Raw genomic sequence first — 14,996 nt, 5'->3', positions numbered from 1 at the left:
AGGAAAAGTATGGATAAAATCGATGAAATAATGAGCAAATTTATAAGCGAGCTTGGCTACAAAGAGGCGTTTGAGATGTTTTTAAAGATAAGCTCTGGCAAAAAGCTGCGCTCAAAACTTCTTTTAAAGATCGCAGGAGAGAGCGAAATTTCACTTAAACTTTGCGCTATCATCGAGCTTATCCACCTTGCAAGCTTACTTCATGACGACGTCATAGACGAGGCAAATATAAGACGCGGCAAGCCAAGCATAAACGCACTTTTTGGCAGCAAAAACTCAGTCATGCTAGGCGACATCCTCTACTCAAAGGCTTATTTTGAGCTTACAAAATTTGATCCAAATATCGCAACTATCATCTCAGACGCAGTCAGCAAGCTAAGTATCGGCGAGATGATGGACGTGAAAATGGCTGAAAAATTTAATGAAAACGAGCAAGAATACCTGAAAATGATCTACTATAAAACAGCTGTTTTGATAGAAGCCACGGCAATTTGCGGGGCAAAGCTAGCTGGCAAAGATAGCAAGAAATTTGGAATTTATGGCAAAAATTTAGGTCTTGCGTTTCAGATCGTTGATGACATCTTAGACATCACTCAAGATGAAAAAACGCTTGGCAAACCAGCGCTTAATGACTTTGTCGAGGGCAAAACGACACTTCCTTACATTTATCTTTATAAGAGCTTAGACGAAGCTGGCAAGGCAAAGCTTAGTTCGCTTTGGTCAAAGAAGCTAAATGCGGGCGAAATTTCATGGCTAAAAGAGGAATTTATTAAGACAAATTCGCTTCAAAAAGCAGTAAATGAAGCAAAAAGGCTTGGAGCTGAAGCGATAGAAGCGATAAAAGAGTATAAAAATGCCGAGCTTGAAGGGATCATAAAAAGCATGATAGATAGGGAATTTTAATGCACTATTTAGATATAAGTTTTACGTATAAAAATACTGATATTTCAGTTAGAGAAAAGCTTGCATTTGATAGCGATGAGAAAAAAGAGCAAATTTTAAAACTACTAAGATCAAACAAAAGTATAAACGAATGCATGGTTTTAAACACATGCAACCGAGTTGAGATAATTGCAAGCGTTAGTGATCTAGAAAGTGCAACGACGCATGCGTTTAGGTGTATGTCTGTATTTTCAGGTGTTTTTGAAGATGAGCTTTATGAGAGGGCTGATATTTATGAAGATAGCGGAGCCGTGCACCACCTCTTTGCCGTGGCAAGCTCGCTTGATAGCCTAGTCGTCGGCGAAACGCAGATCGTTGGTCAGTTAAAAAATGCCTTTAAATTTGCTTACGATAGCTCAGCTTGCGGCGAACAAATCAGTAAAATCATCCATTATGCATGCAAATGTGCTGCTAAAGTTAGAAATGAAACTCAAATTTCTAAAAATCCGATCTCTGTTTCAAGTGTGGCTGTGGCAAAAGCAAAAGAAATTTTTGGCACGCTTGAAGGAAAAACTGCTATAGTCGTAGGAGCTGGCGAGATGGGCGAGCTAGCAGCAAAACACCTAATCTCAAGTGGTGCAGAAGTCATCATTATAAATAGAAGCTCCGAGCGTGTTGAGCAGCTAGTTGATAGCCTTGGGGACAACGCTAGCTGGGATAGCATTTTAAAATTAAAAGAGTATGTAAATAATTATGATCTAATATTTTCAAGCACCGCAGCCCCGCACGCGATCATCACAAACGCCATAATCGAACCAAGAGAATTTCATAGATACTTTTTTGATATTGCCGTGCCAAGGGATATTGATCTTATAAATACAGAATTTATTAGTGTCTATACGGTCGATAGTTTAGAGGAGATAGTAAGGAAAAATTTAGCTCTAAGAGAGGAGCAAGCACAAAAAGCTTATTCGATCGTAGGTCAAGGCACAAGTGAATTTCTAAAAATTTTAAAAGAAGATATGAGTGTGCCACTCATAAAATCGATCCGCAAACAAGCTGAAATTTGCGCTAAAAATGAGCTAGAAAAAGCGATAAAAAAAGGATATTTAAAACATAGTGATTATGAGGAGGCACAAAAGCTCATTCATCAAGTTTTTAAAGCCTTCTTGCATCAGCCAACGATGAAGCTAAAAAGCCTTGCGGACGAGGAGAGATCTAGCGAGCTTTCAAATGGAGTTAGATTTTTATTTGATATAAAAGAAGAGCAAAATTTTCAAGTGGGAGATATAGATGAGATTTAGTAAATTTTATGCACCAACGACCAAAGAAGCACCAAAAGACGCCTCTTTACCAAGTCATAAATTTTTAATAAGAGGTGGATTTGTCGAGCAGATAGGCTCTGGTCTTTATAACTATCTACCGCTTGGAAAGATCATGCATGAGAAAATTTCTCGCATCGCGCGAGAGGAGATGGATGAGGCTGGAGCGCTAGAGGTGAACTTTAGCGTGGTTACTTCAGGCGAGCTTTGGAAGCAAAGTGGACGTTACAATGTCTTTGGCAAGGAGCTTTTACGCTTTAAAGATAGAAAAGAAAATGACTTTGTTATAAGCCCTACAAACGAAGAGGCAGCCGTTGCTTTGGTACGTGGCAAGGTGACTAGCTATAAGCAGCTACCGCTAAATTTATACCAGATAAATACTAAATTTCGTGACGAAGCAAGACCACGCTTTGGCTTGCTAAGAGGACGAGAATTTACAATGAAAGATGCTTATAGCTTTCACTCAAGCAAAGAGGATCTAAAGCGTGAGTTTGACCTTATGGAGGCAACTTATAGTAAAATTTTCACTCGTTTGGGGTTAAATTTTAGAGCTGTTGAGGCTGATAGTGGAGCTATCGGCGGTAGCGGCAGTAAAGAATTTATGGTGCTTGCAAGTAATGGCGAAGATGACATCCTTTGCTGTGAGGCTTGCAAATACGCTGCAAATATAGAGGCTGCTAGAAGAAAAGCTAGAACAACCGATGCTGAAGCGCCAGAGGCTGACGCGGCTAGATTTAAAACGCCAGATACAAAGACTATAAAAGGTGTGGCAGAATTTTTCAAAGTTAGCGAGTTTTACTGCATAAAAGCTGTTATTAAAAAAGCTATTTATGAAGACAAAGAAGAAGTTGTGGTCTTTTTTGTAAGGGGCGATGACGAGCTTCAAGAGACAAAGGCACAAAACGCTTGCAAGGCACTTGAGCTTGTCGATGCTAGCGAAGAAGAGATTATAAGAGCTGGGCTTGTGGCTGGATTTTGCGGACCAGTTGGGCTAAAAGATGTGAAATTTTACATAGACAACGAGCTAAAAGGCGCAAATAATATGATATGTGGTGCCAACGAAAAGGATTACCACTTTGTTGGCGTTAGCGTTAGCGGATTTAACGAAGAGAGATTTAAAGGCCTTGTAAAGGTAAAAGAGGGCGATAAATGCCCAGAGTGTGGCGGAAATTTAAAACTTAGTAAGGGCATAGAAGTCGGTCATATCTTTCAGCTAGGCGATAAATATTCAGCTGCGATGAATGCGACATATCTTGATGAAAACGGTAAGGCTAAGCCATTTTTGATGGGCTGCTACGGCATTGGCATAAGCAGGCTTATCGCTGTAATGATAGAGGCTAGCCACGATGAGAAGGGCTGCATCTGGAAAAAAGAGTGCGCGCCGTTTGATGTGGAGATCATCATCTCAAATTTAAAAGACGAAGAGGGCGCAAAATTTGCATTTGAGCTTTATGAGAGCCTTAAAAAAGCTGGCGTTAGCGTCATCATTGACGATAGAAACGAGAGATTTGGCGTTAAGATGAATGATTTTGAACTCATCGGCTTTCCTTATGCGCTGCTTGTGGGTAAAGAATTTGCAAATGGCAAGGTCGAGTTTATAACAAGAGATGGTTTAAGTAAAGAAACGATCGGCGCAAATGAAGCCTTTAAAAAGATAAAAGAAAGCTTATGAGATTTTTCGCATTTTTGTTTTTTTTGATAGAAGCGATATTTATCTATCTTTTTGTTGATAAATTTGGCTTTTTAAACTATTTTCTCGAGGTGCTAGTCTCTGGATTTGTAGGCATTGCACTTCTTTTAAATGCTGGATTTTCTAGTTTAAATTCGCCTCAAGTGGCGTTTAAGAGCTTTCTTGGCGGAAATTTATTTAGTCAGCTAGGGCTTAGTTTTGGCGGAATGCTTTTATTTTTGCCAGGAATTTTAACAGATATTTTTGGTATAGCCGTAGTCGTTTTTTCTTTGATATTTAAAAAAAATGCAGCCAAAAACGAGAGCTATCAGGAGTTTAAATTTCAAAATTTTAGTGAGCAGAGTGCTAAAAAAGATGATGGCGAGATCATCGACGTTGAGGTTATCGAAGAGCCAAAAAGAGTAAATTAGGAGTGATAATGAAAGAGATAAAAATAGCAACTAGAAAGAGTATCTTAGCGCTTTGGCAAAGCGAGCATATCAAGGATAGGATCGAGGCGCAGCACAAGGGCATGAAGGTCGTGCTAGAGGGCATGAAGACAAAGGGCGACGTGATCCTTGATACACCACTGGCCAAGATCGGTGGCAAGGGGCTTTTTACAAAAGAGCTTGAAGATAGCATGCTAAAAGGCGAGACTGACATCGCAGTGCATAGCCTAAAAGACGTGCCAGTAGTCTTTCCAAAAGGGCTTAGACTAGCGGCCATTTGCTCACGCGAGGATACTAGAGATGCGATGATAAGTGAGAAATTTGCTAAATTTAGCGACCTGCCGCACGGTGCAAAGGTTGGCACAACGAGCTTGCGCCGCAAGATGCAGCTACTTATCATGAGGCCTGATCTTGAGATTATCTCGCTTCGTGGAAATGTGCAAACTAGACTTAGAAAGCTAAAAGAGGGCGAATTCGACGCGATTATTTTGGCGATGGCTGGCATAAATCGCTTAAATATCAAGACTGAAGTGGCACATATCTATACATTTGGCTTTGACGAGATGATACCTGCGATGGGGCAGGGTGCTCTTGGGATAGAAGCCAGAGATGAGAAGAAAATTTTAGATGAGATCTCTTTTTTAAATGATGAAAATGCAGTCATAGAAACGACCATAGAGCGTGACTTTGTAAGCGTTTTGGAGGGCGGCTGCCAAGTGCCAATAGGCATAAGTGCAAGGCTAAAAGGTGATGAAATTTCTATTGATGCGATCGTTGGTCTGCCTGATGGAAGCGAGTTTATAAAAGATAGCTTAAAGACTAGCAAAGATAAATTTCAAAGCGTTGGCAAGGAGCTAGCTCATAAATTTATAGAAAAAGGGGCAAAAGAGCTTTTAAAACGCGCTGAAGAGATGGCGTAAGCGTGTTTGAGCTAAAATTTAAAGCAAAAGCCCTAAGCGCTACTAAAAATAGCAAAGACAACTACTATATGATCGGTCTTGCAGACGACAAATATGACTACAAAAACTACATAATCTTTCAAAGACCGATCAAACTAAAAAGTGATGACGACGAAAACGCCGACATAAACGGCCTATATGCTGAGTATAATGGCGACGTTTGCTACAACGCTTGCAAACGAGTAAAGATCACTGATAAAACTATCATTTTTGAGGTGCAAGATAGCATTATTAGCGTTGTTATAGAGGGTGTTAAACTTAACGAGCACTTTATGAAATATAGCAAAGAGATATTTGGCGAGCTGCTAAAATGTAGCATATCTGAGTAATTAAAAAATTTACTGCTGTTTTCAAAACTGCGATGGCATCTAGTGTTTAACCTAACAAAAAATTTGTGATGAGTTACTTTGGAAAAGACGTAAGTATACCGGCCATGCATAGGTGTGCGTCGAGCGCTAGTTTACAGACATTCGACAATGGAGTATAAATTTAGTGCTCGCTTCTATTTAAATGGCGAGGCAATATCGCAAAGACTGCGTCCAAAACAGCGATCGATACTCTGATAGCTATCGGTGCGTGCGGTAAATAATAGCCATCCGCTTTGCTTCGCCTTTTTCAGCTATTTTTGGCTAAAATCGCCCAAAAATCAAAAAGGCGAAATATGGACTACATCAAGCTTTTAAAAGAAAATAATCTACTTCGCGTCATCGACGAGCCTGCGGATATCGACCTAGAGATCGCGCACACAAGCTATATCGAGGTCAAGCGCGAGGGTTCGCAAGCGCTACTTTTTAAAAACCCAGTTTGCAAAAAAACTGGGCGTAAATTTGCCCCAGTGCTTACAAATATCTATGGCTCAAAACGTGCGCTTGAGCTTATCTTTGGGCTAAAGCCTGATGAGATCGCAGAAGAGATAGAAAAGCTTTTAAAGCCTAAAAAACCAGAGAATTTCAAAGAAAAGCTTGATTTTTTAGCCTATCTTTTTAGCATGAGAAAAATTTTTACTAAGAGATTAAAAGGTGAGGGTGAGTGCCAGCAGGTGAAACTTATAGGTGAGGATGCTGATTTGCTATCGCTTCCGGCGCTAAAGACATGGCCGCATGATGGTGGCGCATTTATTACGATGGGGCAGGTCTATACGCAAAGCTTGGACGGCGCTTTACAAAATTTAGGCATGTACCGCCTACAAATTTATGACAAAAATCGCCTTGGCATGCACTGGCAGATCCACAAAGACGGTGCAAATTTCTTTCACGAATACAAGCGTGCAGGTAAAAAAATGCCAGTCTCTGTAGCCATTGGCGGTGATCCACTCTACATCTGGTGTGGTCAAGCACCGCTTCCAAAGGGAATTTTTGAACTTTTGCTTTATGGTTTTATCCGCAAAGAGCCAGCCAAACTTGTAAAATCCTTAACGAATGAAATTTACGTCCCGCACGATGCAGACTACGTGATAGAGGGCTTTGTGGATACGACTAAGTGCGAGCTTGAGGGGCCATTTGGCGATCATACCGGCTTTTATACGCCTATCGAGCCTTTTCCGGTGATGGAGGTTACGGCGATAACTAGCAAGCGTGAGCCGGTATTTCACGCAACTGTTGTTGGAAAGCCGCCACTTGAGGATAAATATATGGGCTGGGCGACTGAGCGGGTTTTTTTGCCACTTTTGCGAACGACTGTGCCTGAACTACTGGACTACAATATGCCTGAAAATGGCGTTTTTCACAACCTAATCTTAGCCAAGATAAATACGCTCTATCCAGCTCATGCAAAGCAGGCCATGCACGCATTTTGGGGCGTTGGACAGATGAGTTTTGTAAAACATGCCATTTTTGTTGGAGCCGATGCGCCTGAACTTAAAGATTATGATGAATTTACTATCTTTGTTCTAAATCGTTTTGGTAGCCAGAGTGTGCTAATAAGCCAAGGTGTGTGCGATCAGCTTGATCACGCTAGTCCAAATTTATGTTTTGGTGGCAAACTCGGCGTAGATGCGACGCAAGACTTTTGTAAATTTAGCCCTGTGGTTTTAAGCGACAGCGAGCTTTTAGCTAAGTTCCAAAGTATAGCTCCAAATGTAAAAGAACTTAAGCAGTTTAAAACGGATACCAAAACGCCTATTTGTGTAGTGAAATTTGAAAAAGATTGTGCGGTAAAAGAGCTTTTTGATAAGCTTTTGACATTTAGAGAATTTTTCAAACTCCTTATCGTTGTAGATATGCAAAATCACCTTGAAAACCCATATATGCTACTTTGGCGTGTGACAAATAATATCGATGCCTTGCGTGATATCTACATCGAGGGCGAAAATTTCTGCGTAGATGCCACTAGTAAAGATGAGCGTGAGGGATATACTAGAGGCTGGCCGTTACAAACGGATTGTGACCGCGAAGTAGTTGCTGATCTAGTTAAGCGCGGCATAGTAAAAGATGAGCCAGAGTTATTTAAAAAATTTGAAATATTTGGCTAGCTTTAAGGTACTCAAGTAAATTTATAAATTTTGCTTTTTGTTGTGGATTTAAAATTTTTAATAATATTTGCTTAATCAAATGCTAGTGTTTGTTTGCTAATTTAAAAAAAGCTTTTAGACTAGGTCTAAAAGCTTAATTTATTTTTAGCTCTCTTTTAAGAGCTTACTTGCGAGCATATCGGCTTTTGCTTTATCTGTATCTTTTTTTACGGATTTGTAAATTTTAGATATATAATTTTCCAAAACTTCGTGGCAAGATATTACTTTTTCATTTTCACTTCTTGCTACTTTTACGTATTCGCCGCTATTTTGTAGCTCAAAAGCTAGGTCATTATCGCTTAGCTGAAGCTCTAAAATTTCAAGTAGTCTCTCTTGAAGCCTTGGCTCAAAGATAGGTGTCATAAGCTCCAAGCGACGCTCTAGATTTCGTGGCATCCAGTCAGCACTTGAGATGTAAATTTTTGGCTGAGCATGTTTAAAGTATAAAATTCTAGCGTGCTCTAAGTATTTACCAATGATCGAGCGAACTTTTATATTTTCGCTTTTACCTTTTATGCCAGGTCTTAGTCCGCACACACCACGAACTATAAGATCGATCTTTACACCTGCGTTTGATGCGCGGCTAAGCTCATTTATCACATCTTCATCGATTAGGGCATTCATTTTAGCGATGATTCTACCTTCGCTTCCTTTGCTTGCTTCCACTCTTATCTTTTCGATGATACGCTCTTTTATCTGAAAAGGCGACATGCTAAGAGCGTTTAGACGGCGATTTTTATTATATCCTGAGAGGATGTGAAAAAACGAAGTCGTATCTTGGCTAAATTCCTCTTTGCTCGTAAATAGGCTCACGTCAGTGTAAATTTTTGCTGAGCTGCCGTTGTAGTTGCCTGTGCCAAAGTGCATATAAAATTTAAGCTTATCGCCGATTTGACGGATGACCTGGCTAACTTTTGCATGCACCTTAAAGCCTGTGATACCGTATATCACGTGCGCGCCTGCGTCTTCAAGCGCCTTTGCCCAGTGCAGGTTATTTTCCTCATCAAACCTTGCCTTTAGCTCAACCATCACAGTTACTTGCTTGCCATCGCTTGCGGCGTCTATTAGACTTTGAATTATTGGTGAACTTTTATCGACTCTATAAAGTGTCATTCGAATAGATATGACTTTTGGATCTTTGCTGGCTTCTTTGATAAAGCTTACAACTGGATCAAAACTCTCAAATGGATGCACTAAGAGCACATCTTCTTTATCTATGGCGTCAAATACCGAGATGCCATTGCCAAATGGTGGTAGTGTCTTTGGAACGTAAGGCGCATTTGCCAGGTGGGTAAAATTTTTGCTTCCAGCTATCTCCCAAAGCGAGCTAAGAGTGAGCGGAATACTTGAAAAATAGACATCTTTATGAAAAATTTTCATATGAAAATTTAAGAAGTCCAAGATGTCAGCGTCTACGTTTTTATCGATTTGCATACGAACAAAAGCCCCTTTTCTGCGAAGCTTTAGTCCTTGCTCAAGTATCATCATAAAATCATCCGCTTCTTCTTCTTCGATGACGATATCAGCGTTTCTTGTCACTCTAAAAGCAGCTGAGCTAAGTAGCTTATACCCTGGAAAAATTTCTTCTGCGTGGCGATGCACGATCGTTTCAATCGGCACAAAAACATTGCTACTTGGCTGTGTAAAACGTGGCAAGACTCTTGAAATTCTTATCATGCCGTATTTTAAAATTTCTGGATGTTCGATATCAGCAAGCTTAACGGCAAGAGAGAAGCTAAGGTTGTTTAAGTGCGGAAATGGATGAGTCGCATCGACAGCGATAGGCACGATGACTGGCAAGATATTTGAGAAAAAGTATTCGTCGCACTTTTGCTTCAAGCTATCATCAAGCTCGTCATAATTTTTTATAAAAAGTCCCTCTTTGCTAAGAGCATTTACTGTTTTTTTATAGTGATCTTCTACTAAATTTTGCTCATTTTGTAAATATTTTCTAATCTCTCTTAGCTGATCAAGTGGGCTCATGCCATCGCCACTGCTTGTAGTAGCTCCAGCTGCAAAAAGCTGCTTTAGGCCAGCGACTCTGATCATATAAAACTCGTCTAGATTTGTCATATAAATGGCTATAAATTTTAGCTTTTCAAGTAAAGGAATTTCCTTTTCGCACTGAGCGAGTACCCTTGAATTAAAGCGTAGCCAGCTTAATTCTCGGTTTATAAAAAGAGTTTCATTTTCGCTCATCATCTTCTCCTTGTGTGTTTTTGAGTTATTTTATGATATGTGCGGTTATAAAGTTCTTACTTTATTTAAAATTTTGGTTACAATAAGCCAAAATTTAAATTTAAAGGCTTGTTATGTCTGATTATGTGATATTGGTTGGTATCTTTTTAGTGGCAGTCGTTGTTTTTGCACTTATTAAAAAGATATCGTTTTAGCTTTTAAATTTCTCCCACCACAAATAAGCAAAGATAAGCCCAAAACCCTTGACTTTGCTCTCGTCGAAGGCAAATTTCATCATATCTTCTCGCTTTATGAAAACAAGCTCGATATCTTCGCCATCGACGCCACCGCCAGAATTTACCTTCATGCTCTCATCGATCTTTGCGTAAAACATAGTTTGCATATTGCCTCCAAAGCCAAAAGCACCGTATGTCATCGTGATACGCTCTATCTCTTTTAGCTCATAGCCCACTTCTTCGATCGCTTCTTCTCTGGCTGTTTGCTCTTCGCTAAGTCCTTTATCCATAAGGCCTGCGCAAAGTTCGTAAGTAAAGCCTTGCTCATTTGTTTTGATGCCTTCTTTCTCTTGTGAGTACCAAACAGCTGGGCGAAACTGCTTTACAAACAAAAAGGCATCCTTTTGCTCGTGATATAAAAAAATACTAACGCTATTCATCACCTTGACGCAGTCCCAGTCTCTTTGAGCGCCATTTTGCATAAATTTCATCTTAAATGGCTTTAGATATTTTGACTCGCCAAGAGGCAGAATTTCTAAATTGGTTATAGTAGTATCCATTTTGCAAGTCCTAAAAAGCTAAAAAATCCTATCGCATCAGTAAAAGTAGTAAGAATGACGGCTGAGCCGACTGCAGGATCTATATTAAAGCGCCTTAGCGTCAAAGGTATGATCGTGCCAAAAAAGCCAGCAAAGAATAAATTCGTAACCATGCTAAGCCCAATAACAACGCCAAGCATACCTTTGTCAAACCAAACAGAGGCGATTATGCCCATTACCACACCAAAGATTAGTCCATTTATGAGTGAAATACTAACCTCACGTTTTAAGACATTTTTGGCATCTTTAAACTCGATCTCACCAAGTGCCAGACGGCGAACCGTAACGGCAAGCGCTTGTGTGCCAGTATTTCCACCCATTGACGCAACTATTGGCATTAAAACAGCAAGAGCGACGTAGGCTGCGATTGTCTCGTCAAAAAGTCCTATTATAGATGAGCTAAAAAGAGCTGTTAGTAAATTTACGCCAAGCCAAACCGCACGACCACGACCTGCTTTAAATAGCGTATCATCCTCTTCTGACTCGTCATCAACGCCGGCTAGGTTATAAATTTGCTCAGTTGCACTCTCTTGAATGTAGTCGTGAATATCATCAGACGTGATACGACCAAGTAAAATTCCAGTGCTACTAGTAACTGCAATAACGTTTAAATCGTACTCTTGAAACATATCAGCGACATTTTGCATAAGGTCCATATCATTTGCAACATGTGGCTTGTAGTGATCGATCTGTGCTGACTCGATATTTTGCTTTAGCGTCTTTGTAAAATCAAAAAGTATAAGATCTTCAAGTGGGATAGCGTATTGTAAAACGCCATTTTTATCGATGATAAAAAGCTGAGAGATATTTTCTAGCTTGCCTTCTTGCTTTTCTCGTCTAAGTCTTGCTACTGCATTGCCAAGCTTTTCTTCAAGATGAGCCGAAAAAAGCTCTGTTTGCATGTGAGCACCAGCTCTATCTTCTTCGTAGCTTCTAAGTCTTAAAATTTCATTTTGGTTTTCTCTATCAAGCTCATTAAAAAGCTCTCTAGCTTTATCCTCATCGATATCCTCGATGTATTGAAGCAAATCAGTCGCATCATCACTCTCTAGCTCTTCAAGTGCTTCTACGATCTTTTCAGCTGGAAGTTGTTCGATCACATCTTTTAGCATGTGATCAGGTAGCTCGATAGCAACATCACCTAAAATTTCAGGATCTAGCTTCTCAAGATATTGAGCAAAAAGCTCCTCATCGTGTTTCTTTAGTGTTTTTAGGTGTTGGGCTAGCTCATAAGGCGAGAGTTCGTTATCTTCTAAATTTTCATCTAAATGCTGATCTATCAGCTCTTTTGCTTCTTCTAGTTCTTGGCTCAAGTTTTACCTTTAAAATTCTATTACATTAGGGAAAAATTCCACTTTGTGGTACTCTTTTTCATTATTTAAAGCATTTTTTATTAGCTCGTCATTTTTGCTAACAACTGCTTTAAATTTAGCTGATTCCTTCTTGTCTTCTAGGCTTTTAACGACCTTTATTGCACTTTCTGGATTGATAGGTTTATTGTCCCTATAAAGACCAAAATGAAGATGTGGCCCTGTGCTCATACCGCTTGTGCCAACGTAAGCTATAAGCGTACCTTGCTTGACTTTTAAACCGCCTTTTATGCCTTTAGCAAAGCCATTTAAGTGAGCATAAAGCGTCTCGTAGCCACTAGCGTGAGAGATGATAATGGTTCTGCCATATCCGCTTTTTTGCCCGACAAATTTAACCGTGCCATCGCCTGCAGCTTTGATCGGTGTACCTTTTGGAGCACCGTAGTCAACGCCAAGGTGCGCTCTATATCTTTGTAAAATAGGGTGCCATCTTTTTAGGGTAAAAGCTGATGTGATTCTAGCGTTTGCAAGAGGGCGGACTAGTAAAAATTTATCATTTTTCTTGCCGTTTTTATCATAAAATTTATCTTCAAATTTATACATGACATATCGTTTATTTTTTGTTTCTATCATCGCAGCATAAATTTCTGGAGTACCAAAAGAGCGGCCCATGCGTATTTTTTGATTATAAACGATAGCGATCGTATCGCCTTTGTTTATTTTTTTAAAATCAATGCCACTTCCTTTAAAAATTTCTTTAAAGCCAAGAGCTAGCGTGCCAGAGCCAGTGTAGTCAAAAATGTCTTCGGAGACTGATTTGTCCACCTTTAAGGCTAAAAATTTATCTTCGCTTTGATAAGAGATGGGAAGAAATTCTAATTTAAATTTATCATTATCATCTCTAAAAATATGCATTTGAAGCTCGTCACTAACAGGGATTAGTACTTGTTTGGTGTTGCCGTTGTCGTCTTTATAAATTTGATACTTTGTGCCAGCAATGATCTCTTCTGTTAGTTCTTGATCTTCGGTTGCTAAGTTGTAGTAAAGTGAAAGTGGGATTTTGTTTGTCTCTAAGAAATTTAAGAAGTTACTTCCATTTGGCCAGCTAAGCTCTTCGACACTTGGCTTTATAGCGTATAAATTTATAGATAATATTGCAAAAATTATAAAAATACGAGGCATTAATGTCCTTTTAAAAAGCTGGTGGGATTTTAACTAAAACTTGCTTTAATTTTGCAAAAGATAAAGCATTTTAGGCTATAATCGCTCTAAAAATTTAAACTTAGGAGATATATTTGAAACGTATATTTGTGATTTTATCGCTAGTTTTTGGCTTTGCTTTTGGGGCTGATTTTTCTTTAAATGAGTATAGAACTCCTATAATTAGCGTCGATAGTGACGGCACAGCGACGATAGTTGATAGTCCAGAAATTTTAATCGGCTCTAGTGGTGTCGTACTTCATAAATTTGATACTGATAGCTCTATCATCGCAAGAGTTAGCGTTATCTCAAAAAATTCTGGCTTTGCTAAGATTAGATTTGAGGTGTTTGATCTGCTTGAACAAAAGGCACTCCCGCTTCCAGGCATAGCACCTGCAAATGGCGATATGGTCGTGCTAAACTATCTTTATAACCGCTCATTAATCATCGTGCCAAATAAAGAAATTTACGAAGAGATCACGTCTGCGTTTCCAAATATGATATTTATTCACCCAGATATTATAGGAGCGTATCTAAGCTACGAATACAAGCCAAATCCAAGCAGAGATGACTTTAGAAAAATGTGCGCTCAAAGTGCAGCCGGTCTAATTTTCGTAGCAATGGATGGCAGAAGCGTTTTTGCTGATTGCCAAAGCTTTAAAGTACTAAAAGAATTTAAAAGTGGCGAGGTTGAGTACTATCAGCTACCATTTTATACAAGAGTTAGCGACATAGACACTGTGTTTTGGAAGCTAAATAGTGAGCACATCAACAACTACGACGCTCACTACGAAAAACTTTTCGAAGAAGATAACTGATAAATGAGCCGTTTGTCCTTAAGTAAGCAAAATTTAAAGGAGTTTTTAAATTTGCTCCCAACGCTTAAGGACAAAGAGCTCTTTCACTACGCCTCAAGCCTTAGTTTTCATACGATTTTATCGATCATCCCGATACTTCTTATATCATTTTCTATCTTTACAAAATTGCCTAGTTTTGAGGATTATTACGCCAAAATTCAAGACTTTATCTTCTCGGCTCTTTTGCCAAGTAATCAAGAGATCATCTCAAACTATTTGCAAAATTTCTTACAAAATAGCGGAAATTTAGGCTTAGTTGGCTTTGTGGCGATGATATTTACATCAGCCATGTTTTTTAGCGACTATGAATATGTAGTTTTAAAAGTGACACGTGCAAGTAGAGCTAGAGGATTTTGGTCGGCACTTAGTTCGTATTGGACGCTTATCACGCTTGCGCCACTTGGTCTTGCTGGCAGTTTTTATCTCTCAAGCCTCATTCAAGAGATGCTAAACTCAAACGTGATCACAAACTCGATAAATTTTTTAAGCATATTCCCATATCTCATCATCTGGGCGATATTTTGCATCACATATCTCATCTCAGTAAATGACGAGATAAAATTTAAGAGCGCATTTTTTAGCTCATTTGTCGCCTCGCTTGTTTGGTATATTGGCAAGTCAGCCTTTGTCTATTATGTCCTTTACAACAAGACCTATCTAAGCGTTTATGGCTCGTTTTCAGCCGTGCTTTTCTTTTTTGTCTGGATCTATATATCGTGGATCATCTTTTTATATGGGCTAAAGCTTTGTGCTTATCTCTCAAACAGCTCAAAATTTAAGAGATAAATTTAATAGTTAGTATCAGCTAACAATATATTTTTATAAA

At 39.2% G+C, this 14,996-nt stretch carries 12 protein-coding genes and 1 pseudogene; 9 read left to right on the top strand and 4 right to left on the bottom strand.

Annotated elements, in window-relative coordinates:
* Positions 1 to 9: 9 nt before the first annotated feature.
* The 7 genes from CVS95_RS01030 to CVS95_RS01000 all read left to right on the top strand — a co-directional run bounded on the left by CVS95_RS01030 (position 10) and on the right by CVS95_RS01000 (position 7,751).
* Complete coding sequence (locus CVS95_RS01030) at positions 10 to 903, top strand: polyprenyl synthetase family protein (RefSeq protein WP_107695264.1); 894 nt, start codon at positions 10 to 12, stop codon at positions 901 to 903.
* Positions 903 to 2,186, top strand: coding sequence for a glutamyl-tRNA reductase (gene hemA, locus CVS95_RS01025; RefSeq protein ID WP_072594950.1), 1,284 nt, complete (start codon positions 903 to 905; stop codon positions 2,184 to 2,186). The genes CVS95_RS01030 and hemA overlap by 1 nt, the downstream gene beginning before the upstream one ends.
* The gene (locus CVS95_RS01020) at positions 2,176 to 3,876 is read left to right on the top strand and encodes a proline--tRNA ligase (protein WP_107695263.1); all 1,701 of its coding nucleotides are present in this window, start codon (positions 2,176 to 2,178) and stop codon (positions 3,874 to 3,876) included. The genes hemA and CVS95_RS01020 overlap by 11 nt, the downstream gene beginning before the upstream one ends.
* Positions 3,873 to 4,304, top strand: a complete 432-nt coding sequence (locus CVS95_RS01015; protein WP_107695262.1) for an FxsA family protein — start codon at positions 3,873 to 3,875, stop codon at positions 4,302 to 4,304. Before CVS95_RS01020 ends, CVS95_RS01015 begins: the two co-directional genes overlap by 4 nt.
* Positions 4,305 to 4,312: 8 nt before the next feature.
* The gene (gene hemC / locus CVS95_RS01010) at positions 4,313 to 5,242 is read left to right on the top strand and encodes a hydroxymethylbilane synthase (RefSeq protein ID WP_107695261.1); all 930 of its coding nucleotides are present in this window, start codon (positions 4,313 to 4,315) and stop codon (positions 5,240 to 5,242) included.
* Positions 5,243 to 5,244: 2 nt separating this feature from the next.
* Positions 5,245 to 5,610, top strand: coding sequence for an Imm10 family immunity protein (locus CVS95_RS01005; protein WP_107695260.1), 366 nt, complete (start codon positions 5,245 to 5,247; stop codon positions 5,608 to 5,610).
* 332 nt (positions 5,611 to 5,942) lie between these two features.
* Positions 5,943 to 7,751 (top strand): menaquinone biosynthesis decarboxylase, encoded by a 1,809-nt coding sequence (locus CVS95_RS01000; protein ID WP_107695259.1) that lies wholly within the window; start codon positions 5,943 to 5,945, stop codon positions 7,749 to 7,751.
* A 144-nt stretch (positions 7,752 to 7,895) separates the two neighbouring features.
* Here the strand turns inward: CVS95_RS01000 and CVS95_RS00995 are convergent.
* From CVS95_RS00995 to CVS95_RS00980, 4 genes and pseudogenes are all read right to left on the bottom strand, one after another.
* A pseudogene (locus tag CVS95_RS00995) lies at positions 7,896 to 10,001 on the bottom strand (RNA degradosome polyphosphate kinase); the annotation flags it as partial.
* Between the two features lie 178 nt (positions 10,002 to 10,179).
* Positions 10,180 to 10,764, bottom strand: a complete 585-nt coding sequence (locus tag CVS95_RS00990; protein WP_107695258.1) for an NUDIX domain-containing protein — start codon at positions 10,762 to 10,764, stop codon at positions 10,180 to 10,182.
* The gene (gene mgtE / locus CVS95_RS00985; protein WP_103560280.1) at positions 10,749 to 12,116 is read right to left on the bottom strand and encodes a magnesium transporter; all 1,368 of its coding nucleotides are present in this window, start codon (positions 12,114 to 12,116) and stop codon (positions 10,749 to 10,751) included. Before mgtE ends, CVS95_RS00990 begins: the two co-directional genes overlap by 16 nt.
* A 9-nt stretch (positions 12,117 to 12,125) precedes the next feature.
* Positions 12,126 to 13,295, bottom strand: coding sequence for a peptidoglycan DD-metalloendopeptidase family protein (locus CVS95_RS00980; protein ID WP_107695257.1), 1,170 nt, complete (start codon positions 13,293 to 13,295; stop codon positions 12,126 to 12,128).
* Positions 13,296 to 13,408: 113 nt separating this feature from the next.
* Here CVS95_RS00980 and CVS95_RS00975 point away from each other — a divergent pair, with 113 nt between their 5' ends.
* The gene (locus tag CVS95_RS00975; RefSeq protein ID WP_021090557.1) at positions 13,409 to 14,131 is read left to right on the top strand and encodes a plasminogen-binding N-terminal domain-containing protein; all 723 of its coding nucleotides are present in this window, start codon (positions 13,409 to 13,411) and stop codon (positions 14,129 to 14,131) included.
* Positions 14,132 to 14,134: 3 nt separating this feature from the next.
* Positions 14,135 to 14,956 carry a YihY family inner membrane protein gene (locus CVS95_RS00970; protein ID WP_107695256.1) on the top strand — a complete coding sequence of 274 codons (822 nt, stop codon included), beginning with the start codon at positions 14,135 to 14,137 and terminating at the stop codon, positions 14,954 to 14,956.
* Positions 14,957 to 14,996: the final 40 nt, after the last annotated feature.

The organism is Campylobacter concisus (genome assembly GCF_003048905.1).
Taxonomy (GTDB): Bacteria; Campylobacterota; Campylobacteria; order Campylobacterales; family Campylobacteraceae; genus Campylobacter_A; species Campylobacter_A concisus_V.
The sequence above is the reverse complement of the archived record's forward strand: the minus strand, read 5'-3'. Positions and strand labels throughout refer to the sequence as shown.